This window comes from Arthrobacter livingstonensis (assembly GCF_003219815.1).
In the GTDB taxonomy this organism is placed as follows: Bacteria; Actinomycetota; Actinomycetes; order Actinomycetales; family Micrococcaceae; genus Specibacter; species Specibacter livingstonensis.
Genome location: NZ_QJVD01000041.1, coordinates 1 through 22,299 on the forward strand (window position 1 = coordinate 1; position 22,299 = coordinate 22,299).

Sequence of the window (22,299 nt, forward strand, 5' to 3'; positions counted from 1 at the left end):
GGCTTAGCGAACGCTGGCGGAACATGGATCGGCCCATGTTCCCCGAAGCACTCGCCAGGCAGCTTGCCGCTGAACACGCCCATGAAATGGGGGCCGTAGCAGGGACGGTGCAAGCCCGTAGCAGGGGCGGCGCGGGGACGGTCCAGGGATAGCCGCCATCCCCAGCCGTGACCGGGGCCACACGCCTGAGTTGTCCAGCGAATGAGTTGGCCAGCGAAGGCGTGCGCTTCGGGGAAGATACCCACTCTTGATGAGTCCCCATTATTGACACTGCAAGGTCTGTGGCTGTGCACCGGTGCTTGGGCATCCAGGCCCAGAGGCCGGTATCGATCCCGAACCTTGGCCAGGCCCCCGTACCTCGCAGTCACGGCACCGGACGAAGCCTCTTATGAGGCGGCGGTAGGCCCGGTAAAACGCCTGGGAGCCTCCCCAGCACATTCCCAACATTCGCGGGAGCTGTGAACACAGATGGGGCCGGCCCCTGCAGGGCCGGCCCCATCCTTGTGCCCGCGGTTCGCAGGCAGTGCGGGCCCCTTTTTTGCCGGGGCCTTCGCGCTATGCTGTTGTCTTGGACCGGCCCCTGATGGCTCCGTAGACGCCGGCAACAATCAGGCCGCCAATGATGGCGAAGATCCAGGACCAAATGCTCCAGAACGACATGTCGTTCTTGTTGAAGACGGCGTTGCCGATCCAGCCACCGACGATGGCGCCCACGACACCCAAAATCAGGCTTGTAACCCACCCGCCGCCAACCTTGCCAGGCATGATTGCCTTGACGATGGCCCCTACGATCAGGCCCAAGATGATCCATGCGATGAAACTCATTGTTCCTCCTAATGTTGATCTTGTCGTCGTACAACTGCGAAATTCTTCGATGACATGTTCGGTGACTTAACGACGTTCCGAATCACCGTCCATGGTCATACGCTAATCATGCAGGGCACTCGAGTCCAGTATCGTGGCCGATCTGCAACTTGCCTTTCTCATCGAATATTGCGCGGTTGCTGTCATCAATGGCTCCCAGGGTGCGCCAGTGCGGGGGCCCGCCCTTGTGGCGTGGACGGCGGTGGGCCTGGTGAATCGGGAGACTCCTTCCAACTCGGCCAGCCTCAACCTCATTGCACGGCCCAAGCGGCACGGGGCCACTGTGGACTCCCTGGTGTGCGGCCGGAAAAGTGCCAAGACCGAACATTCGCGGCAGGAAAAACTTCCGATCGCCGGAATCCAGGAAGTACAGGAGCCTACAATCCTTTATAGGCAGGGTGGCGGCATGGGATTCCTCGCCGCCGGAAGCGGAGGTGCTGCTGTGGGCCAGCAGGGAGGCAGGGGTCCGGACGACGGCGGTGCGCAGCCCGTTCCTGATCCCGGTCGGGCATTCCCCGGGGTTCCGGACTCCGCCGAACAACTCGATGCCGCCCTGCCGGACTTGGACTGGTCACAGCTTCCGCCCGGTTTCACGCGATCGCTGTTTGCCGCACCCAGCGGTCCCCTGGCCGTGGTGTCCCTGGGCGATCCGGGCGGCCCGCCCGTGGTCCTGGTGCCCGGCGCCACCGGTTCCAAGGAAGACTTTGTCTTGATGATGCCCATTCTGGCCGCGGCGGGCTGTTTCGCCCTCAGTTTCGACCTGGCCGGTCAATACGAATCCGCGGGTGCCGGGCCGGAGAACCTGGCCCCGCCGCAGCGGCACTACAGCTACGGGCTGTTTACCGACGACCTCGTGGCCGTGCTGCGCGACGTCGTTGCACGTTCCGGACGCCCGGCCCATGTGGTGGGTTATTCCTTCGCCGGCACCGTGGCCGGACTGGCCCATGCCACGGATCCGGGCCTGTTCGCCAGCCTGACCCTGCTGGGCTGCCCGCCGCTGGCCGGGCAAAGCTTCCGCGGCATCAGCAGGATTGGTCCGTTGACAGGCTTGGCGGGCGGGCGGACGGGTGCGGCCTTGATGATTTGGGGGATCAAGGCCAATGTCGTCCCCGTACTGCCCGGCAGGCTGCGCTTTGTCCGGGACCGCTTCAGGCTCACCCGCCGCCAGTCCGTGCGCGACATCGTGGAACTCATGCAGCGCAGCCCGGATCTCGCCGCCGTGCTGGCGGGTGCTGCGCTGCCCAAGCTCGTGGCCGTGGGTGAGCACGACCTCTGGCCCACCCGCCTGCACGCCGCTTTCGCAGCGTCCATCGGGGCCAGCCTATCCGTCTACCGTTCCGGCCACAGTCCGGGTGAAACATCGCCAAACCAGCTCTGCCGCGATTTGCTCGCCCTCTTCGCCCGTGCGGCATGAGGCAACCCCCTCGGCAGCTCAGCGGCCCTGCTCCCGGTCCCACCGGCGTCGTTCCCGGCGTCGGCGCAGGGGCGGCTCAGCCTGGAACTCCCAGCGGAAAGTGTCCCACGCCTTGGCCAGCCGCTGCCCCAGCGTCCCCCACGAACGGAAGGGGCGGGCGGAGACGGGCATGCGCAGCAGGGGGTCAAAGACCACATGCATGTCCGGCCGGAGCCGGTAGGAAATGTCGAGGTCGTCATGGACCAGTGTCGAGCCCCGCAGCACGCCGGGGCCGATCCGCTCCCAGACGTCGGCGGTCATGGCGAAATTGGAGCCAAAGACCGGCGTGTGGCCCAGCAGGAACCCCACCACATGGAAATAGCCGCCCAGGTAGAGTGTGCGCCCCAGCCAGCACACCACCTTGTGTCCGCCGTAATACTCGCCCGGGCCGGTGACCAGGGACAGCGGCCCGGCTCCACTCAGGCCGGCCTCGACCCGGGCCAGCCAGTCGGCGGGCGGCCGCGAATCGGCATCCAGGCGCGCCAGGATGTCAGCGCCGGCCATGCCTGCTTCGTCAAAGCCGTGGGCGGAGGTGGGCGCAATGCCCGGCTGGGCCGAAAAGATCCGCAAGACGCCCGCCGCCGCACATACCCCGGCTGTGGTGTCGGTGCTGGCGTTGTCCACCACGATGACCTGGTCCGCCGGACGAGATTGCGCCGCGAGGCAGGCCAAGCACGCCTCCAGCATCGGTGCGTCATCGCGGGAGGGAATCACGACGGTGATGCGGGTCATGTCTGGGCCCTGCCGGGGTGGTGGCGGGTTGAGCGGTTGCGCGCCATGACGCCACCCTACAACGGACCGTCCCGGACCCGGCCGGCGGCACGGGCGACGCAAGTGCCAGCCAATTCACAGTACCGCCGGCACCGCGGCGGCGTAAGCTGGGAGGATGCGTACGCCAGAATCGGCGGGGTTGTTGTGACCCGCCAATGGAAGCGGTGGATGCCCGCAGCGGCCATGCCGGCGGTCATCGCCGCAGCCGTGCTTGCCGGGCCCGTTCAGGCCACGGCACGGGTTGAGCTCCCCGCCAAGACTCCCGCGCAGGTCCTGGCACTGGTGGCCGGAAGCCATGTGCAGAAGCTGTCCGGAACGCTGGAACAATCCGCCAGCCTGGGCCTGCCGCAACTGCCGGACCTGGGACCCGGCTCGCCAGGGTCTTCCAGCACCTCCACGAGCCCGGCCACAGGGGCCGAGAATACGTTGTCGGCGGCAAACATCAGCCAGCTGATGGGCTTCCTGACGGAACCGCACACCGTCCGCATCTACCTGGACGGCGCCGCGAACCAGCGCGTGCAGGTCCTGGACAAGATGGCCGAACGCGACTTGATCCGCCACGGGACCACCGTGTGGGCCTACGACTCCGCCGCCAACACTGCCACCGAACTGTCGCTGCCCAATCCGCGCCTGCCGAAGGCGGAAGCCCCGAAGACGGAAACACCGGCTCCGGCAACGACGCCGAAGCCGCATTCGGACATCGCCCGGCCCGGAGACTTCGAGCAGACCCCCGCCACCCTCGCCGCCGATTTCCTGAAGGACGTCGACGCCAGCACTCAGGTCAGCGTCGGGCCTAACACTAAGGTTGCCAAGCGGGCCGCCTATGATCTGGAACTCGTCCCGCGAACCAGCCAGACGCTTGTTGGCAAAGTTTCCATAGCCGTCGACGCCGTCACCGGGCTGCCGCTGCGCGTGACCGTGACGGCACGCGGCCAGGACAAGGCAACCTTTGAACTCGGCTTCAGCCAGCTGTCACTTTCGGCCCCGCCGGCATCGACGTTCCTGTTTACCCCACCCCCGGGAGCCACCGTCGCCAGGCCGGCCGCGCCGGTGCCCATGGCCAGAGACGCAGTGTCCCCCCAGGTGCACAAGGCCCCCCAGGCCCACCAAGCTCCCAAGGTAACTGCCACGGGCACCGGCTGGACAACGATCGTGGAGGCGCCCGCCGGCACGGTCCCGGCCAGCCTGTCGGCATCACCGGCGCTGGCACAGCTGCTGCAGGCCGTCCCCGGCGGATACGCGCTCTCAACCACCTTGTTCAACGTCCTGGTCGCCCCCGACGGTGGGGTGTACGCCGGCGCGGTCCCGCTCGCCGCACTGCAGCAGGCCGCGGCCGCCAAGTGAGTGGCGGCCCTGGAACGGGGAGCCAGGCAACAGGCAGCCCGGCAGGCAGTGAGGAAGGCGCCCGGCCGGGTGCGACGGCCATTGAAACCCGCGGCCTGACCAAGCGGTTCGGCCGGCAAACGGCCGTGGACGGCCTGGACCTGTCCGTCCCGGCCGGGGCCGTCTTTGGGTTTCTCGGCCCCAACGGCTCCGGCAAGACGACCACCATCCGCATGTTGCTGGGCCTGGCCAGCGCCACCAGCGGCACCGCCTCGGTGCTGGGCCAGGCCATGCCGCGCCACCTGGATGCCGTTCTGCCCCGGGTCGGCGCACTCGTTGAGGGCCCGGCGTTCTACCCCTTCCTCTCGGGCCGGGCAAACCTGGACCGGCTCGACTCGGCCGACCCCCATTCCCCCCGCTCCACGCGTGCGTCCCGCGTGGCGGAGGCCCTGGACCGGGTGGGGCTCCAACACGCGGCGTCGAAAAAGGTGAAGGCGTATTCGCTGGGCATGAAGCAGCGCCTTGGACTGGCCAACGCCCTGCTGCGCCCACGCGATCTGCTGGTGCTGGACGAGCCCACCAACGGCCTGGACCCGCAGGGCACCCGTGAGGTCCGCAGCCTGATCCGCTCATTTGCCGCCGAAGGCACCACCGTCTTCGTCTCCAGCCACCTGCTGGCCGAGGTGGAACAAATCTGCACGCACGCTGCCGTCATGCGCGCCGGCCGGCTCGTGGCCCAGGGGACACTTGCCGGGCTGCGCGCCGCCGGCCGGCCGCGCATCACCGTCCTGACGCCCGACGCCGGTGCCGCCCGCCGCGTCCTGGACCGGCTGGGCCTGGTCCCCGGCACGGCGGCCCCCGGGAATGCCCGCTTCTACGGCACGGACGCCAGCGGCACGGACGCCAGCGGCACAGACGCCAACGGCACAGACGGCGGCGGTGCGGACGGCGGAACCGTGGTGGCCGTGCTGCCGCCCGCACCGGACTCCGGGCCCGCACCCGAACCGGAAGACATTGTTGCCGCACTGGTCCGCGCAGGCGTCCGAGTGCGTGGCTTCAGCATGGAAAACGGCAGCCTCGAGGACCGCTTTGTGGAGCTGACGGGGGAGGGGTTCGACGTTGAGCATTGAAGTGCCGCACCGGGACAGCCGGGCCAGAACGTGGCCGCTGCTTGCCTCGGAGCTGTCCGTCATGTTCCGCCGCCGACGCACCTGGGCCATGCTGGGTGCACTGGCGGCCATCCCGGTGTTGATTGCCGTCGCCGTCAGGCTGACGAACGGCGGACGTGCCGGGCAGGGCCCGGCGTTCCTGGACAGGATTACCGAAAACGGCCTGTTTGTGGTGCTGACCGCCCTGGTCCTGTGCACGCCGCTGTTCTTCCCGCTGACGGTCGGCGTCGTTGCGGGGGACAGCATTGCCGGTGAGGCCGGGCTCGGCACATTGCGCTACCTGCTCGCCGCACCGGCCGGACGCGTGCGCCTGCTGCTGGTGAAGTATGTGGGGACCGCCGTCTTTTGCCTGGCCGCAACCGCCGCCGTCGTGCTGGCTGGCACCGCGGCGGGCCTCATCCTGTTCCCCGTCGGGGAGGTGCCGCTGCTGTCCGGTGACGTTGTGGACGGGTGGACGGCCGAGGGCAGAATCCTGCTCGTGGGCGCATACGTGTTCGTGTCGCTGCTGGGACTGGCCGCCATTGGATTGTTCATTTCCACGCTCACCGACGTGCCCGTCGGGGCCATGGCCGCCACCATCATGTTGGCCATCGCCGCACAGGTGCTTGACGCGCTGCCGCAGCTGGCCTGGCTGCACCCCTGGCTGTTCAGCCACTGGTGGCTCGGGTTTGCCGACCTGCTGCGCCAGCCCGTCGAATGGACGTCGTTTGGCAACAATGCGGTGTTGCAGCTGGGCTACCTGCTGGTGTTTGGGGCGTTGGCCTACGGCCGCTTCACCACGAAGGACATTCTCTCCTAGCTATGGGAGGCCACTTGCCGCTGCGCCGCGCGGTACTGTTCCCGGATGACCGCCCGGACGTCGCGCACCGGGGCCGCGGCGGTTTCCAGCGGCCAGGCCGGCCGCGTCCCGTCGAGCGCCCATGCCGCCTGGACCGCGGCGCCCCGCGCCACATACTCGCCCGGTGCCGGAATGGCCAGGGGGGCGTTGAAGATCTGTGCGGCCACCGCCTGCACGGCAGGGTTTTGCGCGGCCCCGCCGATGAGCAGCACCCGTTGGATTCCGGCGCCGGTGCCGGCAATGGCGTCTAGCCCGTCCGCCAGCCCGCACAACATGCCCTCGATCGCGGCGCGGGCAAAGTTCTCCCGCGTGGTGGAGGCGATGCTCAACCCATGGAAACTGGCTGTGGCATCGGGCAGGTTCGGTGTCCGCTCGCCCTCAAAATACGGCACCAGCACGACGCCGGCACTGCCGGGTTGGGCGGCTATCGCCAGCTCCGCAAACTCGGCGAACGTGGTGCCGAGCAATTCCGAAACGGAGCTGATAACACGGGCCGCATTCAGCGTGACGGCGATGGGCAGGAACCCGCCCGACGCGTCCGCAAAACCGGCCACGGTGCCACTGGGGTCGCAGGCTGGGGCGTCCGCGACAGCAAAGACGGTGCCGCTGGTGCCGATGGACACCACCACATCCCCCTTGTCCGCACCCAGGCCGAGCGCAGCGGCCGCGTTGTCGCCCGCGCCGGCGCCGAGCTTGACCTGGCGGGCTGCCACCCCCGGAACAAGGTCCGGGTGGAGCGTGCCCACCGGTTCCGACGGGCAGGCGACGCGGGGCAGGACGGCAAGGCCCGGGGTCCTTCCCGGGGTGCCGGCTTCCCGGGCGGGGCGGCCCAGAGCTGCCTCGAACAGCCCCAGGTCGTAGGATCCGCTGCCGGGGGACCAATAACCGGTGCCGCTGGCGTCCGATCTGTCGGTCACGAGCTGCTCCAGATCCGGGCCCAGCGGGCCTTGCCCGGCGGGGCCGTAACCCCGCAGCCGCCAGGAGAGCCAGTCGTGGGGGAGTGCCACGGCCGCCACCCTGGCCGCGTTCTCCGGCTCGTTGTTGCGCAGCCAGCGCAGCTTGGTGATGGTAAGGGACGCGACGGGCACCGAACCGCAGCGGCGGGCAAGCTCGGCGGCGCCCAGTTCGGCCACCAGGTCCCCGGCGGCCGCGGCGGAGCGGGTGTCGTTCCACAGCAGTGCCGGGCGGACCACCTCCCCGGAAGAGTCGAGGAGGACCATGCCGTGTTGCTGCCCCGCGACGGCGAGGGCCGCAACTTCGGCCAGCCCGCCGGCGTCGTGCAGGGCGGCGAGCACGGCATCCCACCAGGCGGAAGGATCCACTTCCGTCCCCACCGGGTGCGGGGCACTGCCCGTGCGCACGGTGCGCCCGGTGCCGGTGTCGACGACCACTACCTTGCAGCTCTGGGTGGAGGAATCAACCCCGGCAACGAGCGCCATGGGGCTACCGTGCCCCGAGCAGGTGCTCGATGAAGAGCTGCTGGAGCTTGACGAAGCCAAAGCCCTTGCCGCCAAAGTAGGCGTCGGCGTCGAACTCTTCATAGGCGGACTTGTCCGCGCGCAGTTCGGCGTAGCCCTCGCCCGGGTTCAGGGTGGGCTGGTTGATCTCCTCGACGAGGGACACCGCGAGCGCGGCCTGGACCTCGGGATCGGCGCGGAACGCGGTGGCGCGCTCCTTGAGCAGCAGGTAGGTGCGCATATTGGCGGCCGCCGAATCCCAGACCCCGTTGATGTCCTCCGTGCGGGAGGGCTTGTAGTCAAAGTGGCGCGGGCCGGTGTAGGACGGGCCGCCGTTGGGGCCGCCGTTTTCCAGCAGGTCCACCAGCGAAAACGCGTTTTGCAGGTCGCCGTGGCCAAACGCCAGGTCCTGGTCGAACTTGATGGAGCGCTGGCCGTTAAGGTCAATGTGGAACAGCTTGCCCTGGTACAGGGCTTGGGCGATGCCGTGGGTGAAGTTCAGCCCGGCCATCTGCTCGTGGCCCGTTTCCGGGTTGATGCCCACCAGCTCAGGGCGTTCCAGCGTTTCGATAAACGCCAGCGCGTGGCCCAGTGTGGGCAGCAGAATGTCGCCCCGGGGTTCGTTGGGCTTGGGCTCGATGGCGAAGCGGATGTCATAGCCCTTGTCGGTGACGTAGTCGCCCAGCAGGTTCACAGCCTCGCGGTACCGCTCCAAGGCGCCGCGGATGTCCTTGGCGGCGTCGTATTCGCTGCCCTCACGCCCGCCCCACATGACAAACGTCTTTGCGCCCAGCTCGGCGGCCAGGTCAAGGTTTTCAAGGACCTTGCGCAGGGCGAAGCGCCGCACGCCCCGGTCATTGCTGGTGAAGCCGCCGTCCTTGAACACCGGGTGGCTGAACAGGTTGGTGGTGACCATGGGCACGATCATGCCGGTGGAGTCCAGTGCGCCCTTAAGCCGGTCAATCTCCGCGCGCCGTTCGGTGGCGGTGGCATCAAAGGGGAACAGGTCGTTGTCGTGGAACGTCAGGCCGTAGGCGCCCAGATCGCTGAGCCGGTTGACTGCCTCCACGGTGTCCAGCGGCGGACGGGTGGGGGAGCCGAACTGGTCCTGCGCCTGCCAGCCCACGGTCCACAGGCCGAAGGAAAACTTGTCGTCGCGGGTGGGTTCCAGTGCCATGGTTGTCTCCAAGGTGTCGTGGTTCACAAACTAATATGTTGTGGAATCAAACTTATGTGGTTTTTGGCGAATGTCAACCGTTTTCCGGGATTTGGCCACGGGCAGTGGAATGCCTGGCAAATGCTGGTCTTTGAGGGCCTGCAGCTGTTATGTTGTGTTCAACATCAAACCGGCCAGCAGTCAAAGGAACCAGACATGCCCGAGCACAACCCGACGGCAGAAATGAATTGGGCAGGGAACTACAGCTACGGGGCCGCCGCGGTCCACCACCCGCGCACGGAAGGGGAACTGAGATCGCTGGTTGCCGGGTCCGGCTCCGTGCGGGCCCTGGGCTCACGCCACTCCTTCAACGCCCTTGCCGACTCCGACGTCCTCGTATCCCTGGACAGCGTGGCCGCGGACATCCGCATTGACACCGGGGCCATGACGGCCACCGTCGGCGGCGGCACCCGGTACGGCGTGCTGGCCAAGGAGCTGGCCCGGCAGGGGTTTGCCTTGCACAACCTGGCCTCCCTGCCGCACATTTCGGTGGCCGGGGCCATCGCCACGGCGACCCACGGCTCCGGCGACGGCAATCCCAACCTGGCGGCCGCCGTCACTGGACTGCGCCTCGTCGACGCGGAGGGCAACATCCGCACGCTCAGCCGCGCCGGCACGGAGGACTTCGCCGGTTACGTGGTGGGGCTCGGGGCACTCGGGATCGTCACCGAGGTGACGCTCGCGATCGAGCCGGCCTTTGAGGTGGCGCAGCACGTCTACCTTGAACTGCCGTGGGACGCGGTGCTGGCTGACTTCGGTGCGGTCACCGGGCGGGCCTACTCGGTCAGCCTGTTCACGAACTTTGCCGCCGGCGCCATTGGCCAGGCGTGGTTCAAGCAGCGGCTGGGGGATGGGCGGGCAGCGGAATTCCCGGCGTCGCTCCTGGGCGGCAGGGCCGCCACGGAAGCCGTCCACCCGGTGCCGGGCGTGCCGGCCCTGAACTGCACCGAGCAGCTGGGCGCCTCGGGCCCCTGGGAAAACCGGCTGGCCCATTTCCGCATGGACTACCTGCCCAGCAGCGGTGCCGAGATCCAGTCCGAATGGCTCATTGGCCGTGAGCATGCCGCCGCCGCCGTTAGCGCCCTGCGCGCCCGCTCGGAGGAATTTTCGCCGCTGCTGCAGGTGGCCGAGATCCGCACCATTGCCGCCGACGACCTCTGGCTGAGCACCGCCTACGGCCGGGACAGTGTGGCATTCCACTTCACGTGGTTCCGGGACCCGGCAGCCGTGGCGGGCGCAGTGCGCGTCGTCGAGGAGGCGCTGGCACCGTTTCGCGCCAGGCCGCACTGGGGCAAGGTGTTCAGCGCCGGTGCCGCGGAACTGGCACCGCTTTACCCCCGGTTCGCCGATTTTACGGCGCTGGCGCGCAGTCTGGACCCGGTCGGCAAGTTCCGCAACGGTTTCCTGGAGCAGACAGTCTTCGCCGGGACCGGCCCGTCCCATGCGGCAGGATAGTGCCGTGACCTCATCCCCTGACGCCCCTGACACACCTGACACACCTGACGCACCGGCGGAGTTGTCCCGTTCCTCCAGCCTGTCCCGCCTGCTGACGCTGGTGCACCGGCACGGGGTGCTCAGCCGTGCCCGGCTGACGAAGCTGACGGGCCTGAACCGCTCCACCGTCAGCGTCCTCGTCAGCCAGCTCGTGGCCGGGGGCCTCGTGGTGGAGGCGGCACCGGCCGCCGGGGCGCAGGTGGGCCGTCCCAGTCCCGAGGTCAGACCGGACCGGGCCGTGGTGGCGCTGGCCGTCAATCCGGAGGTCGACGCCGTCACGATCGGGCTGGTGGGCCTGGGCGGTCGGGTCATCAAGAAGATCCGGTACAAGACTGAACGCATCCCCACGGCGGCGGAGGCAGTGAACATTGCCGCCGCCGTTATTGACGGCATGCGGGGCGAACTGAATTCCGGGTTCCGGGTGGTGGGGATCGGCGTGGCCGTCCCGGGCCTGGTCAGCGCCGCCGACGGCCTGGTCCGCCACGCCCCGCACCTGGGCTGGCACAACGAACCCCTCGCGCAGATGCTGGCGGCGGCCACGGGATATGCGGTCACCGTCTCCAATGACGCTTCGATTGCCGCGGAGGCGGAAATGACGTTTGGTGCCGCTGCCGGTGCCCGTGACGTGGTGTACCTCAACGGCGGCGCCAGCGGCATTGGCGGCGGCATTATCACTGAGGGGCGGCTGCTGGCGGGACACTGCGGCTACGCGGGCGAACTGGGCCACACCCTGGTGCGCAGCGACGGCGCCACCTGCCATTGCGGCGCGCGCGGCTGTCTGGAGACCGAGGTCCGGCAGGAGCCGCTGCTGCGGTTGGTAATGCTCGACGACGGGGAGCCCGGCGGGCTGGCGGCCTCCCTGGCTGCCAGCCGGGACCCGGAGGTTGCGGCCGAAGTCCGCCGTCAATTGGCTTTTCTGGCGGTCGCACTGCGGACCGTGGTCAACGTCTTCAACCCCGAAGCCATTGTGCTCAACGGCTTCCTGGCAGCCCTGGACGCCGCAGCCCCCGGCGTCCTGGCCGCCGGGGTGTCGGCACAGGCCCTGGCCGAGCCCGCCGCCCAGGTGCGGATCAGCGCCGCCACCCTCGGCGCCGACCTCATGATGGTCGCTGCCGCCGAGCTGGCCTTCGCCCCGCTCCTGGCCGACCCGGCCGCCTTCGCCCCGCTCCTGGCCGACCCGGCCGCCTTCGCCCGCCCCTCCTGATCCGGACCGGCGGGACGGCTGGGTAGGCTGGGTGCATGACCTTCAACTCCCCACTCATCCGCGAGCTGCCCGCCGTCACCATCCGCCGCACGGTGGTGTCCGGGATGGGCAACAACGTGTACCTCATTACGCACAGGCAGACTGGTGCACAGGTCCTGATCGACGCGGCCGACGAGCTGCCGGCCATCAACCGGCTGATTGAATCGGCGGCCGGCGACGCGCCGGCGGGCACGTCCCTGCAGCTGGTCGCCACCACCCACCAGCACTGGGACCACGTGCGGGCGCTGGCGGACCTGGTCCACCAGGCCGGCGTGCCCACCGCCGCCGGCCGCGACGATGCCGTCGGCATTGAGGCCGGCACCGGCGTGGCCCCGGACCGCCTGCTGGACCAGGGCGACGAGCTCGAGGTGGGCGGAATCAAACTGCACGCCGTCCACCTGCGCGGGCACACGCCCGGCTCCACCGCCTATGTGCTCGAGGACGGCGGCGCCACGGTGATCTTCAGCGGCGATTCGCTGTTCCCGGGCGGGGTCGGCAACACGGACAAGGACCCCCAACGCTTCACCTCCCTGCTCAACGACGTCGAGGAACGCCTCTTCGCTGTCTACGGCGACGACGCCGTGGTCCTGCCCGGCCACGGCGACGCCACCACGCTTGGCGCCGAACGGCCGGCCCTTCCCGTGTGGCGCGGGCGCGGCTGGTAGATGGTCCGTCCGCGCAGTTCGCCTAAGCTGGGGGCATGTACTTCATTGTTGTGAAATTCCAGACGAAGCCCGACTACACCGATCAGTTCATGGAGCTGGTGGGCCCGTTCACGGCGGCCACCCGCGAAGAGCCCGGCAACCTCTGGTTTGACTGGTCGCGCAGCGTGGAAAATCCGGGTGAGTTCATCCTGGTGGAGGCCTTCCTGGACGACGACGCCGCCGGCACCCACGTCAAAAGTGCCCACTTTAAGGCCGGGCTGGACGCGATGCGCCCGGCACTGCTCGCCACGCCCAGGATTGTTTCCCGCAAGGTCGACGGCGATTCCTGGGGCGAGATGGGCGAACTGCAGATCGGCTAGGGCGCATGCCGGCCTCCTTTGACCTTGCCGCCCTCGGGTCCGGGCTGGCGTTTGCCAACTCCCTGGACCGGCTGGCCGCCGTGCTGGCCGCACCCAAAACCGGCACCATGGCGGGTGCGGCTGTGGTCCAGGCCCCGCCCGGCACCGGCAAGACCACGCTGGTGCCGCCGCTGCTGGCCAACATCATGCTGGCCAACACCGTGCCTGCGAACAGCCACTGGACACGGGGCGGTGGGCAGCGCATCGTCGTCACCCAGCCGCGCCGTGTCGCAGCCAGGTCCGCGGCCCGGCGCCTTGCCTCCCTGGACGGCAGCCGCCTGGGCAGCCGGGTGGGCTATACGGTGCGCGGGGAGCGCGTCACCGGCCCGGGCACCCTGGTTGAATTCCTCACCCCCGGCATCCTGCTCCGCCGCCTCCTGTCCGACCCCGGGCTGGACGGGGTGGCCGCCGTCGTGCTGGATGAGGTCCACGAGCGCGGCCTGGAGACGGACCTGCTGCTGGGCATGCTCGCAGAGGTCCGCCAGCTGCGCGGGGACCTGACCCTGGTCGCCATGTCCGCCACCCTGGAGGCGCCGCGTTTTGCCGCCCTGTTGGCGGACGACGACGGCGTGCCGGCACCCGTGGTCGACAGCCCGTCCGTGCTGTTCCCCCTGGCCACGGTCTGGGCGCCGGCACCCGGCCCGCGGCTGGAGGAACACGGCGTGGCCCGGGCCTTCCTGGACCACGTGGCCGAAACCGCAGTGGCGGCCCACGCCCGGGCCCTGTCGAAGGACCCCGCCGTTGACGCGCTGGTCTTCCTCCCCGGAGCCTGGGAGGTCGGCTACGTCGCGGCCCGCCTTCGCGGGGGCCCCACGGACGTGCTTGAACTCCACGGCCAGGTGTCGGCGGCGGAACAGGACCGTGCCGTGTCCGGCCGGACGGCGGGCGGTGCCCCGCGGATCATCGTCTCGACCGGGCTCGCCGAATCCTCCCTGACCGTCCCCGGCGTCCGGCTGGTGGTTGACGCGGGCCTGTCCCGCGAGCCGCGCCGCGATGCGGCGCGCGGCATGTCCGGCCTGGTGACCGTCTCATGCTCACGGGCCTCTGCCGTGCAGCGTGCTGGCCGCGCCGCGCGGCTGGGTCCGGGAACCGTGGTGCGTTGCTATGAAGAGAGGACCTTTGGCGCGGCACCGGCCCACCAAACCCCGGAGATCCTGGTGGCCGACCTGACCCCGGCCGCCCTGCTGCTGGCCTGCTGGGGTGCCCCTGCCGGCAGGGGTCTGACGCTGCCCGAAGCACCGCCACATGCCGCCATGGACGATGCCGTGGAAGTGCTGCGCGAACTCGGCGCCGTGGACGGGGACGGGTTCGCCACGCCGCTGGGGAAGACGCTGGCCCGTGTCCCGGCCGACCCCCGCCTGGCCCGTGCACTCCTGGATGGTGCTGCCGCCGTGGGTCCCCGGACCGCGGCCGAGGCCGTGGCCATGGTGGCGGGGGACCACCGGGCACCCGGGGCCGACCTGACACGGCTGGCGGCATCCCTGCGCTCGGGCCGGGACCCCGGCTCGCATCGCTGGGGCGAGGACGTCAGGCGCATGGAAGGCATTGCCCGAAGGGAAAGCGCGGCCGGCCCGGTGCGCACGTCGCCCGGCATGGCGGCCGGAGAGACGGTGGGGTTCATCGTCGCATTGGCCTATCCGGACAGGGTGGCCCGGCACGTGCCGGGGACCACGGCCTACCTCCTGACCTCCGGCACGAGGGCCGGACTGCCCGTCGGCAGCCCGCTCTCGGGCCACGACTGGCTGGCCGTCGCCGAGGTGTCGCGCGCACGCGGACGGGACGCCGCGGGGACGGGGGCCGTGATCCGGTCGGCGGCGCCGCTGGGCGGGGACACGGCGCGGGATGCCGCCCGCCACCTGGCGGTCGACCGTGTCGACGCCGAATTCCGCAACGGCAGGGTCACCGCGCGCCGGGAGCGGCGGCTGGGGGCCATCGTGCTTTCCGCTACGCCGGTGAAGCCGACAGCGGCACAGGGCCGTGGCGCCGTGGCCGCGGCCCTGCAGGCCACCGGGCTGGGCATGCTCGACTGGTCCGGTCCGGCGGGCGCGCTGCGCCGCCGGCTGGCCCTGCTCCACCGTGTGGTGGGGGCACCCTGGCCGGACGTCACGGACACGGCCCTGCTGGAACGCCTTGAGGACTGGCTGGTCCCTGAGCTCGAGGCCATCGCCGCGGGCCGGCCCGCCGCCAAGGTCGCCCTTACCGAGCCGCTGCGTCGGCTCCTGCCGTGGCCGGCGGCGTCGCACCTGGGGGAGCTGGCCCCGGAACGCCTGGCGGTACCCAGCGGCTCCCACGTGCGGATCGACTATCCGGATGTGGGCGATGCCGGCCGGCCGGTCGTGGCCGTCAAACTGCAGGAGTGCTTTGGCTGGGCTGCCACGCCGAGCCTGGCTGGGGGCCGCATGCCCGTGCTGTTTCACCTGCTCTCGCCTGCGGGGCATCCGCTGGCCGTCACCGACGATCTTGCTTCCTTTTGGTCCGGGCCGTACGCACAGGTCCGGGCCGAGATGCGCGGGCGCTATCCCAAGCACCCGTGGCCCGAAGACCCGTGGACGGCCCCCGCCACGGCCAAGGTCAAGCGCCGGATGTGAGCCCCTGTTGGGGAAGTACCAGGACCTCCTCGGTGTGCCGCCTGGCCGGCTCGGTTTCCCACGACCGCTTGAGCTCAAAGTGCAGTTCCAACGTGCCGGGGGCGCCGGCCTTGAAATGGAACACCTGCCGTCCGGCGGCCGGAACCGCGCGGGCGTCCCGGGCGTCCGGTTGGAAGGAGCCAGCGGTGGCTTCCATCCCTGCGGGCACGCCGGTGGCCTGCCATTGGTAGCCAGTGGCCGGGGTGGCGGGCAGTTCCACCGCGAACGTTTCCCCAGTGTGGACAGTGATCATCCCGGCGCTGCCGACCGCCAGCCATCGTCCGGCAGCAGGGAGCTGGCCTGGGCGCCCATCTGTGACATCCCGCCGTCCACCTCCCAGCTGGCGCCGGTGACGTAGCCGGCCGCGGGCGAGGCGAGGAAGGCTATGACGTCGGCCACTTCCGTGGCCAGGCCGGCATGGCCCAGCGGGATGCCGGGCCGGGGGATGTCGTGGGCGTGGCGGGTTTCGTCCCGGGGCAGGTGCGTGGCAATTTCGCCCGGGGCCACGGCATTGACCGTGATGTGGTGTTCGGCCAGTTCAAGGGCCAGCACCTTTACCAGTCCGTCCAGGGCCGCCTTGGAGGCGCAGTAGGCCCCGTAGCCGTATTTGGGCTGGTGTGCGTGGACGCTGGTGACGGCCATGATGCGTCCGCCGGCTCCGCCTGCCACCATCAGCCGGGCAGCTTCCTGCAGGCACAGGAAGGCGCCGTTGAGGTTCGTGTCCAGGATGCGCGTCCAGTCCTGAAGCGTAGTGTCCAGCACAGACGTGTTCAGCCCGACGCCCACATTGTTGACGAAGGCGCCCAGGCCGCCCAGTTGGGTGGCCAACGAGGCGATCGCCGGGGCGCAGCTTGGCAGCTCGGTGGTGTCTAGCCAGGTGGCGGCCCCGGCGCGCCCCAGCTCCCCGATTCGCCGGGCCGTGTCCGCGGCGCCGGCTTCGTCGTCGTGCCAGGTGAAGCCGACGTCAAAGCCGTCCCGCGCAAGTGCCAGTGCCGTTGCCTTGCCAATGCCGCGATCGGCCCCGGTGACCACGGCAATGCGCGGGTAGGAGGGCGCGGGGTCCGGAGGGGGCTCAACCACCGCGGCGGGCCCTACTTGGCCTTGTTGGCGGCCGAACGCTCCGTTTTGGCGCCGGAGTTGAGGAGTTCGCCGTCGTCGTCCTCCAAATGTGCGCGCATGAACCACTGGAACTGTTCAAGTGCGGCACACTGGCTGATCACCATGTCCTCGGTCACCGGGTCCAACTCCCCAACCTGCGCCAGGGCCTTGCGGTGGCTCTTAAGGAAGCCGGTGTACACCACGTCAAGGGCGGCAAGATGGGCCGAAGTGCCGGCACGGCCAATGGCGTAGTCGTCCCAGCTGCGTGCTGCCACCAGGGCGCCGGGCAGTCCGTTGGGCGGGACGCCCAGCGTGGCAATGCGCTCGGCCGTCTCATCGATCATGTCCCGGACCTGCAGGACCTGCGGATCGAGCATCTTGTGGACACCGATGAAGTCGCGGCCCACCACGTTCCAGTGGGCGTGCTTGAGTGTCAGGGCCAGGTCGTTGAGCGCGTGCAGCCGGGGCTGCAGGATCGCCGCAACGTCGTGGCCGTCCTGCAGTGACAGTCCGGGAACGGTGTATCCGGCGTGGGTGGTCCTCTTGACAACCATGTGCGACTCCTTGGGTGGACGTGCTTCCATGTGCGGCGGCGCCGGCCGTTTCACCGGCGTTGGCTCCACGCTAGCCAAACCGCCGGGCCGCGTCTAGGGCAAATGCGGCCCGGCGTGGCATGGTGGTGCCATGGACCCCGCACGCGAATTTTCTCCGCAGAGGCTGATCTACGGTTGCATGGGGCTCGGTGGCTCCTGGGACCATGCCCCGTACCTGGCGGTCGACGTCGACCAGGCCGCGGCCGCCATCGAGGCGGCCCGAAGTGCCGGCGTCACTCTCTTCGACCACGCCGACATCTATCGCCGGGGCAAGTCCGAATCCGTGTTTGGGGAGGTTCTGGCCACCAGCCCCGGGCTGCGCGGGAACATCCTGCTGCAGACCAAATGCGGCATCCGGCAGGCCGGCAACGGACTGCCCGGCCGGTATGACTTCAGTGCCGAGCACATCCTTGAAGCGGTCAACGGCAGCCTGCAGCGACTGCGCACCGGCTACGTCGACACGCTGCTGCTGCACCGCCCAGACCCTCTCATGGACGTGCGGGAGGCGGCCGCCGCCGTCGGGCAGCTCATGGCCGAAGGCAAGGTGCGGGCCCTCGGGGTCTCGAACATGTCTGGGGCCCAAATCGCCTATCTGCAGGACCGGCTGGAGACGCCCATCGTGGCCGACCAGCTGGAGATGAGCCTGGGGCGGCGCGCCTGGGTTGAAAGCTCCGTGCTGGTCAACCGCGACGACGACGGCGGCGCCGGCTTCCCCACGGCACACTTGAACACGCGGCCACCCACGGGATCGAACTGCAGGCCTACGGCTCCTTGGCGCAGGGACGGTATACCGGCCGGGCAGTGGATCCGGTGGCAGTCGGCGACGCCGCCAGGCTGGTTGTCACGCTGGCGGACACGTACGCAGCGACCCCGGAGGCCATTGTCCTGGGCTGGCTCATGCGCCACCCGTCCCGGATCTCCCCGGTCATCGGCACCACCAGCGTGGCGCGGATTGGCGCCTGCGCCGGCGCGCCGGACGTGGCCGCCGCGATGACGCGCACCGACTGGTACGCCTTGTGGACGGCCGCGCGGGGGCACGCACTGCCCTAGACGGCCGGGCCGGACGACGGCGCCTGGGACGCCGTGCCCGGAAAGCGGCCGTGCTCAGGGGGCTGCAGTGTTCAGAACGCTGCAGCGCGCCGTGGCCCCGGGGTCGGCGGCTCCGGGATGGCCAGCGGCGTGAACGTGTACGGGACACAGGTGATGTCGTAGTCGCGGACGTCGTTGTACCATTGCGCAAGGTATACATGCCCGCCGGAGAAACCAGGCTTCGTGCATTTGGCCCTGGCCTGGGCGGGGGAGTCCTTGCCGGCGGTGGCCCAGACAGGGATGCCGGGCAGCTGCCAGCCCCCGGTGATGTCGGCCCAGGCGGAGGCGAAGGAGTACAGTCCGTAGGCAAGTCCGGCGTCGTGCAGCCCTTGCATCAGTCCCGCAAGCACCAGCCGGTTCTCCCGCTGCCGGGCCGCGGTCGACGTCGGCCACGGTTGCGGCTTGTGCGGCTCCACGTCAATCCACACCACGCCCGGCAGAATGCCGGACTTGGCCATGGCAGCCACGGCGGCGGTGGCCTCGGCGAAGCCGGCATTGGACAATTGTCCATCCCGGGTGGCCGGGGACCATGGGCCGCCGGCGCCGTGGCTTCGCAGCTGGGCGGCCGTGGGGTAGGCGGCCATCGCGTACGCGTGGGTCGGCACATTGGCGTTCGAGGCCCAGGTGAGCTGCGGTGCCAGGCACGGATTGAGCGTGAACGGCAGGCCATTTGTCAGGCCAATGACGGTGAACCCTGCGGAATCAGGTGGGAGGGGAAGTCCGTACCCTCCCGCCGCGTTCGAACATTGCGGCCAGGAAATGTCGTTGCCCGGGTGGGCGGCCGTCTGTGCCGCTTGGGTTCGCGCCGGCCCGGAGGATACCTCCGGTGCTGGCCCGCACCCGGTCACCACTGCGGCGCAGACGACCGCTGCCGCAAGGGCCCGTGCTACCCGCAACGTGGCGGACCGCCCGGGCCGGGCCCAACCACCCCGACCTCGGGTCTTGACAACCATCTCCAGCTCCGTTCCGACTGCTTGATCCCCGGCGCCGGGTGAAGGGGAAGCGCCTGCTCCACGCTAACGAAACCGCGGGGGCGCGTCCAGGGCGACGGGCCCGGGCTGCGGCCCGGCCCATCGACCTAGAAAATGGCGTTGATTGAGTTCCATGCCCACCCGACCTGGGTGCGCGGGTACCAGGCGTTGTTGCCGCTGCGCGCATAAAGCCAGAGGCTGCCGGCGGTGTCCTGGGCGAGGACATCCGGGGTCCGGTCGCCGTTGAAGTCACCGGGGGAGGCCAGAGCGGTCATGGAATTCCAGCCGATGCCGACCTTGACCCGGGGCAGCCAGCCGCCATGGCCGCTGCCCGGATACAGCCACAGTGCGCCGGTGGCGGATTCCCTGGCCAGGATGTCGGCGGTGCCGTCGCCGTTGATGTCGCCGGGCCCCAGGACTGCGTTGAACGCGCCCCACCCCGAGCCGACCTTCACGCGCGGCAGCCAGCCGCCGCGGCCGCTGCCCGGATAGAGCCACAGGTAGCCGGCCGCGTCGCGGGCCAGCACGTCGACCTTTTGGTCGCCGTTGAAGTCACCGGGACCCAGGATGGCGCTGAAGGCATTCCAGCCGCTGCCCACCTTCACCCGCGGGAGCCAGCCGCCGCGGCCGGTGCCGGGGTAGAGCCACATATAGCCGGTCGACTTTTCCCGCGCCAGCACGTCGGCCCGGCCGTCGCCATTGAAGTCACCCACGGCGTCAAGGGCACTCATGCCCTGCCACCCGCTGCCGATCGTCGTTCCGCCGGTGAAGGCGCCCCGGCCGTTGCCCGGGTACAGGCGCAATGCGCCGGTGGAGCCGACGCGGGCCAGTAGGTCGTTGTTCCAGTCCCCGTTGAAGTCTCCGGTGGAGCCGGACAGCGAGGATCCCGGCATGGCCAGGGCCGTAAAGGCGTACGGACTGCAGGTGATGTCGTAGTCGCGGACGTCGTCGTACCACTGGGAGAGGTACACGTGCCCGCCGGAGAAGCCGGCCCTGGTGCACATGTCGAGGGCTTCGGTGGGGTAGTCCAGCCGCCCCGCGGTGGCCCAGACGGGGACGCCGGGCAGCTGCCAGGACCCGGTAATGGAAGCCCAGCCCGAGGCAAAGGAATACAGCCCGTAGGCAAAGCCGGCATCGTGCAGTCCGCGCATCAGGCCCTCCACCACCAGCCGGTTCTCCCGCTGCTGGGCTGCAGTCGCCGTCGGCCAGGGCTGCGCCGCACGCGGCTCGACGTCAATCCACACCACCGGCGGCCGGAACCCGGACCCCGCCATGACAGCCACGGCAGCCGTCGCCTCGGCGTAGCCCACATTGGAGAGCTGCCCGGCCCGGGTGCCTGCGGACCACGGACCCCTGGTCTTGTAGCCGGCGAGCTGGGTGGCAGTGGGGAAGGCCGCCATGGCGTAGCCGTGGACCGGCACGTGCGCGGCCGATGCCCACCCGGTCTGGCTGGCCAGGCAGGGATTGGCGGTGAACGGCAGGCCCTTGGTCAGTCCGATGACGGCGAACCGGGCCGACGCCTGCGGAAGGGGAAGTCCGTAGCCGCCCACCGCCGTCGGGCATTGCGGCCAGGAAATATCGTTGCCGGACAGGGTGGCCGCCTGTGCCGGCGACGCCGAAACCACGGCGGAAAGCAACAGGCCAAGCACCAGCGCGGCGGAGCATGCCATGCCCAGCGCGAGCCGGAACAGGCGTCGCGGACCACGGCGCCCGCAGGGTTGTCCGGGACGGCGGGACAGTCCGGGACGGCGGCGGCCAGGACGGGTGATCATCTTCGGTGACCCCTTCCACGAAGTGCGGGTAGCACCAAGTCAAGCACCGCGGGGAAGACCCCGCCAGAGTACCGGCGGGTATTGTTGGGGGCTATTCGAAGCGTGAGGCGTCCCCCATGCCGTGCCGGACCACTTCGGCGTAGCCGCTGGAAAAGTCCACCACCGTGGTGGGCTCCGCGCCGACGTCGCCGGAGTCGATGACGGCGTCCACCACATGGTCCAGCGTCTCCTTGATTTCCCAGCCCTGGGTCAACGGTTCCTCCTCATCCGGCAGCAACAGCGTGCTCGAGAGCAGCGGCTCACCCAACTCCTCGAGGATGGCATGGATCAGGCGGCTGTTCGGGATTCGCACGCCCACTGTCTTCTTCTTGGGGTGGGCCATGCGGCGCGGCACCTCCTTGGTGGCCGGCAGGATGAAGGTGTAAGGCCCCGGTGTGACGGCCTTGATGGTGCGGAAAATGTCATTGTCCACCATGACGAACTGCCCCAGCTGGGCAAAGTCCTTGCACACCAGCGTGAAGTGGTGCTTGCTGTCCAGATGACGGATGGCGCGGATCCGGTCCAGGGCTTCGCGGTTGCCGATTTGTGCGCCCAACGCGTAGCAGGAGTCCGTGGGGTAGGCGATCAGTCCGCCTGACTTGAGCAGCGCGACCACCTGGGCCACGGCGCGGGGCTGGGGGTCGTCCGGGTGGATGTCGAAGAATTTGGCCATGAACGAAAGCTTACGTCGGGCAGTTCACGGGTGCACGGATTGGGCGCCGAATGTTGCCGGCACGTTCAGGAAATTCCCACGAAAGGGGTGCACACTGGAATGTGGCGTCGCTTCGGATGCCGCAGCCTTGTCACGCCATGGCATACGTCACGCCATGGCACACGCCATCGCAGTGACACAAGCACCGGTACAGCAAAACTTCACAGCATAGCCATTTCGCAGCACAGCCATTTCAGCACAGGAAGGCCTTCCCCGCATGCCCAGAGGAAAGCAAGGACCAGGAACCGTTTCGATGTGGCGCGACAGCGGCACGGCCGTGGGAAACCTGCTCAAGCTCTTTGTCGTGTGCGCAGTGGCCGGGGTCCTGGTCGCCGCACTGCTGGTTCCGGCAGGGGCAGTTGCCACCGCCGCCGTGTCGGGCACCAATTCCTTCCTGGACACGAACCCGGGCACGCTCAAACTCAACAGCCCCGCCCAGGCCACCACCGTGCTGGCCAGTGACGGCTCCACGATCGCCAGGTTTTACGAGCAGGACCGCCAGGCCGT

The 22,299-nt window shown here is 69.4% G+C and carries 19 protein-coding genes and 2 pseudogenes; 11 read left to right on the forward strand and 10 right to left on the reverse strand.

The annotated features are described in order from the left end of the window. Window positions 1-555: 555 nt before the first annotated feature. Complete coding sequence (locus CVV68_RS21075) at window positions 556-825, reverse strand: GlsB/YeaQ/YmgE family stress response membrane protein (protein WP_110502961.1); 270 nt, start codon at window positions 823-825, stop codon at window positions 556-558. 133 nt (window positions 826-958) lie between these two features. Between CVV68_RS21075 and CVV68_RS21080 the strand changes: the two genes are divergently transcribed. Further along, the gene (locus tag CVV68_RS21080) at window positions 959-2,278 is read left to right on the forward strand and encodes an alpha/beta fold hydrolase (protein ID WP_306415718.1); all 1,320 of its coding nucleotides are present in this window, start codon (window positions 959-961) and stop codon (window positions 2,276-2,278) included. A gap of 18 nt (window positions 2,279-2,296) precedes the next feature. Here the strand turns inward: CVV68_RS21080 and CVV68_RS21085 are convergent, their stop codons facing one another. Further along, window positions 2,297-3,049 (reverse strand): glycosyltransferase family 2 protein, encoded by a 753-nt coding sequence (locus CVV68_RS21085; protein WP_245933704.1) that lies wholly within the window; start codon window positions 3,047-3,049, stop codon window positions 2,297-2,299. Between the two features lie 102 nt (window positions 3,050-3,151). On the opposite strand from CVV68_RS21085, the gene CVV68_RS21090 reads away from it, so the two are divergent. The 3 genes from CVV68_RS21090 (at window position 3,152) to CVV68_RS21100 (ending at window position 6,379) form a co-directional block, all read left to right on the forward strand. After that, window positions 3,152-4,432 (forward strand): LolA family protein, encoded by a 1,281-nt coding sequence (locus CVV68_RS21090; protein WP_245933705.1) that lies wholly within the window; start codon window positions 3,152-3,154, stop codon window positions 4,430-4,432. Window positions 4,433-4,512: 80 nt separating this feature from the next. Then, window positions 4,513-5,541: an ABC transporter ATP-binding protein gene (locus CVV68_RS21095; protein WP_245933707.1), complete on the forward strand. Its 1,029-nt coding sequence runs from the start codon at window positions 4,513-4,515 to the stop codon at window positions 5,539-5,541. Then, the gene (locus CVV68_RS21100) at window positions 5,531-6,379 is read left to right on the forward strand and encodes an ABC transporter permease (protein ID WP_281268318.1); all 849 of its coding nucleotides are present in this window, start codon (window positions 5,531-5,533) and stop codon (window positions 6,377-6,379) included. The genes CVV68_RS21095 and CVV68_RS21100 overlap by 11 nt, the downstream gene beginning before the upstream one ends. Here the strand turns inward: CVV68_RS21100 and xylB are convergent. Both xylB and xylA read right to left on the reverse strand, forming a co-directional pair. Beyond that, window positions 6,376-7,857, reverse strand: a complete 1,482-nt coding sequence (gene xylB, locus CVV68_RS21105; RefSeq protein WP_110502964.1) for a xylulokinase — start codon at window positions 7,855-7,857, stop codon at window positions 6,376-6,378. The genes CVV68_RS21100 and xylB overlap by 4 nt on opposite strands. 4 nt (window positions 7,858-7,861) lie before the next feature. Next, a complete protein-coding gene (xylA, locus tag CVV68_RS21110) occupies window positions 7,862-9,052 on the reverse strand; it encodes a xylose isomerase (RefSeq protein ID WP_110502965.1) in 1,191 nt (396 codons plus the stop codon). Between the two features lie 195 nt (window positions 9,053-9,247). Here xylA and CVV68_RS21115 point away from each other — a divergent pair, with 195 nt between their 5' ends. From CVV68_RS21115 to hrpB, 5 genes are read left to right on the forward strand one after another with little or no spacing between them, the layout of a single operon-like run. After that, window positions 9,248-10,546 (forward strand): D-arabinono-1,4-lactone oxidase, encoded by a 1,299-nt coding sequence (locus CVV68_RS21115; RefSeq protein ID WP_110502978.1) that lies wholly within the window; start codon window positions 9,248-9,250, stop codon window positions 10,544-10,546. A gap of 4 nt (window positions 10,547-10,550) precedes the next feature. Beyond that, on the forward strand, window positions 10,551-11,789 hold the full coding sequence (locus tag CVV68_RS21120; RefSeq protein WP_245933706.1) for an ROK family transcriptional regulator: 1,239 nt from the start codon (window positions 10,551-10,553) through the stop codon (window positions 11,787-11,789). Between the two features lie 35 nt (window positions 11,790-11,824). Further along, window positions 11,825-12,493, forward strand: coding sequence for an MBL fold metallo-hydrolase (locus CVV68_RS21125; RefSeq protein ID WP_110502967.1), 669 nt, complete (start codon window positions 11,825-11,827; stop codon window positions 12,491-12,493). A gap of 35 nt (window positions 12,494-12,528) precedes the next feature. After that, window positions 12,529-12,852: a putative quinol monooxygenase gene (locus tag CVV68_RS21130; protein ID WP_110502968.1), complete on the forward strand. Its 324-nt coding sequence runs from the start codon at window positions 12,529-12,531 to the stop codon at window positions 12,850-12,852. 5 nt (window positions 12,853-12,857) lie between these two features. Beyond that, window positions 12,858-15,479 carry an ATP-dependent helicase HrpB gene (gene hrpB / locus CVV68_RS21135; protein ID WP_110502969.1) on the forward strand — a complete coding sequence of 874 codons (2,622 nt, stop codon included), beginning with the start codon at window positions 12,858-12,860 and terminating at the stop codon, window positions 15,477-15,479. Here the strand turns inward: hrpB and CVV68_RS21140 are convergent. The 3 genes from CVV68_RS21140 to CVV68_RS21150 are packed head-to-tail and all read right to left on the reverse strand — an operon-like array spanning window position 15,463 to window position 17,170. Continuing rightward, window positions 15,463-15,771 (reverse strand): protease inhibitor I42 family protein, encoded by a 309-nt coding sequence (locus tag CVV68_RS21140; RefSeq protein WP_110502970.1) that lies wholly within the window; start codon window positions 15,769-15,771, stop codon window positions 15,463-15,465. The genes hrpB and CVV68_RS21140 overlap by 17 nt on opposite strands. Further along, entirely contained in the window at window positions 15,768-16,598 is an 831-nt protein-coding gene (locus CVV68_RS21145; RefSeq protein WP_110502971.1) for an SDR family oxidoreductase, read from the reverse strand. The genes CVV68_RS21140 and CVV68_RS21145 overlap by 4 nt, the downstream gene beginning before the upstream one ends. Before the next feature lie 11 nt (window positions 16,599-16,609). Further along, on the reverse strand, window positions 16,610-17,170 hold the full coding sequence (locus tag CVV68_RS21150; RefSeq protein WP_110502972.1) for a Dps family protein: 561 nt from the start codon (window positions 17,168-17,170) through the stop codon (window positions 16,610-16,612). Window positions 17,171-17,348: 178 nt separating this feature from the next. Here CVV68_RS21150 and CVV68_RS21155 point away from each other — a divergent pair. Next, window positions 17,349-18,259 (forward strand): annotated as a pseudogene (locus CVV68_RS21155) (aldo/keto reductase). A gap of 71 nt (window positions 18,260-18,330) precedes the next feature. Here the strand turns inward: CVV68_RS21155 and CVV68_RS21160 are convergent. The 3 genes from CVV68_RS21160 to CVV68_RS21170 form a co-directional block, all read right to left on the reverse strand. Continuing rightward, a complete protein-coding gene (locus tag CVV68_RS21160; RefSeq protein ID WP_110502973.1) occupies window positions 18,331-19,251 on the reverse strand; it encodes a glycoside hydrolase family 25 domain-containing protein in 921 nt (306 codons plus the stop codon). A 125-nt stretch (window positions 19,252-19,376) separates the two neighbouring features. Next, window positions 19,377-21,041: an FG-GAP-like repeat-containing protein gene (locus tag CVV68_RS21165; protein WP_170133283.1), complete on the reverse strand. Its 1,665-nt coding sequence runs from the start codon at window positions 21,039-21,041 to the stop codon at window positions 19,377-19,379. A 91-nt stretch (window positions 21,042-21,132) separates the two neighbouring features. Further along, the gene (locus tag CVV68_RS21170) at window positions 21,133-21,753 is read right to left on the reverse strand and encodes an L-threonylcarbamoyladenylate synthase (protein ID WP_110502974.1); all 621 of its coding nucleotides are present in this window, start codon (window positions 21,751-21,753) and stop codon (window positions 21,133-21,135) included. Window positions 21,754-22,045: 292 nt separating this feature from the next. Between CVV68_RS21170 and CVV68_RS21175 the strand changes: the two are divergent. Further along, a pseudogene (locus CVV68_RS21175) lies at window positions 22,046-22,299 on the forward strand (transglycosylase domain-containing protein); the annotation flags it as partial.

Coding starts and splice junctions, on each gene's coding strand:
- CVV68_RS21075 (WP_110502961.1), bottom strand. CDS start 825: ATGAGTTTCATCGCATGGATCATCTTGGGCCTGATCGTAGGGGCCATC.
- CVV68_RS21085 (WP_245933704.1), bottom strand. CDS start 3,049: ATGACCCGCATCACCGTCGTGATTCCCTCCCGCGATGACGCACCGATG.
- xylB (WP_110502964.1), bottom strand. CDS start 7,857: ATGGCGCTCGTTGCCGGGGTTGATTCCTCCACCCAGAGCTGCAAGGTA.
- xylA (WP_110502965.1), bottom strand. CDS start 9,052: ATGGCACTGGAACCCACCCGCGACGACAAGTTTTCCTTCGGCCTGTGG.
- CVV68_RS21115 (WP_110502978.1), top strand. CDS start 9,248: ATGCCCGAGCACAACCCGACGGCAGAAATGAATTGGGCAGGGAACTAC.
- CVV68_RS21125 (WP_110502967.1), top strand. CDS start 11,825: ATGACCTTCAACTCCCCACTCATCCGCGAGCTGCCCGCCGTCACCATC.
- CVV68_RS21130 (WP_110502968.1), top strand. CDS start 12,529: ATGTACTTCATTGTTGTGAAATTCCAGACGAAGCCCGACTACACCGAT.
- hrpB (WP_110502969.1), top strand. CDS start 12,858: ATGCCGGCCTCCTTTGACCTTGCCGCCCTCGGGTCCGGGCTGGCGTTT.
- CVV68_RS21140 (WP_110502970.1), bottom strand. CDS start 15,771: ATGATCACTGTCCACACTGGGGAAACGTTCGCGGTGGAACTGCCCGCC.
- CVV68_RS21150 (WP_110502972.1), bottom strand. CDS start 17,170: ATGGTTGTCAAGAGGACCACCCACGCCGGATACACCGTTCCCGGACTG.
- CVV68_RS21160 (WP_110502973.1), bottom strand. CDS start 19,251: ATGGTTGTCAAGACCCGAGGTCGGGGTGGTTGGGCCCGGCCCGGGCGG.
- CVV68_RS21165 (WP_170133283.1), bottom strand. CDS start 21,041: ATGATCACCCGTCCTGGCCGCCGCCGTCCCGGACTGTCCCGCCGTCCC.
- CVV68_RS21170 (WP_110502974.1), bottom strand. CDS start 21,753: ATGGCCAAATTCTTCGACATCCACCCGGACGACCCCCAGCCCCGCGCC.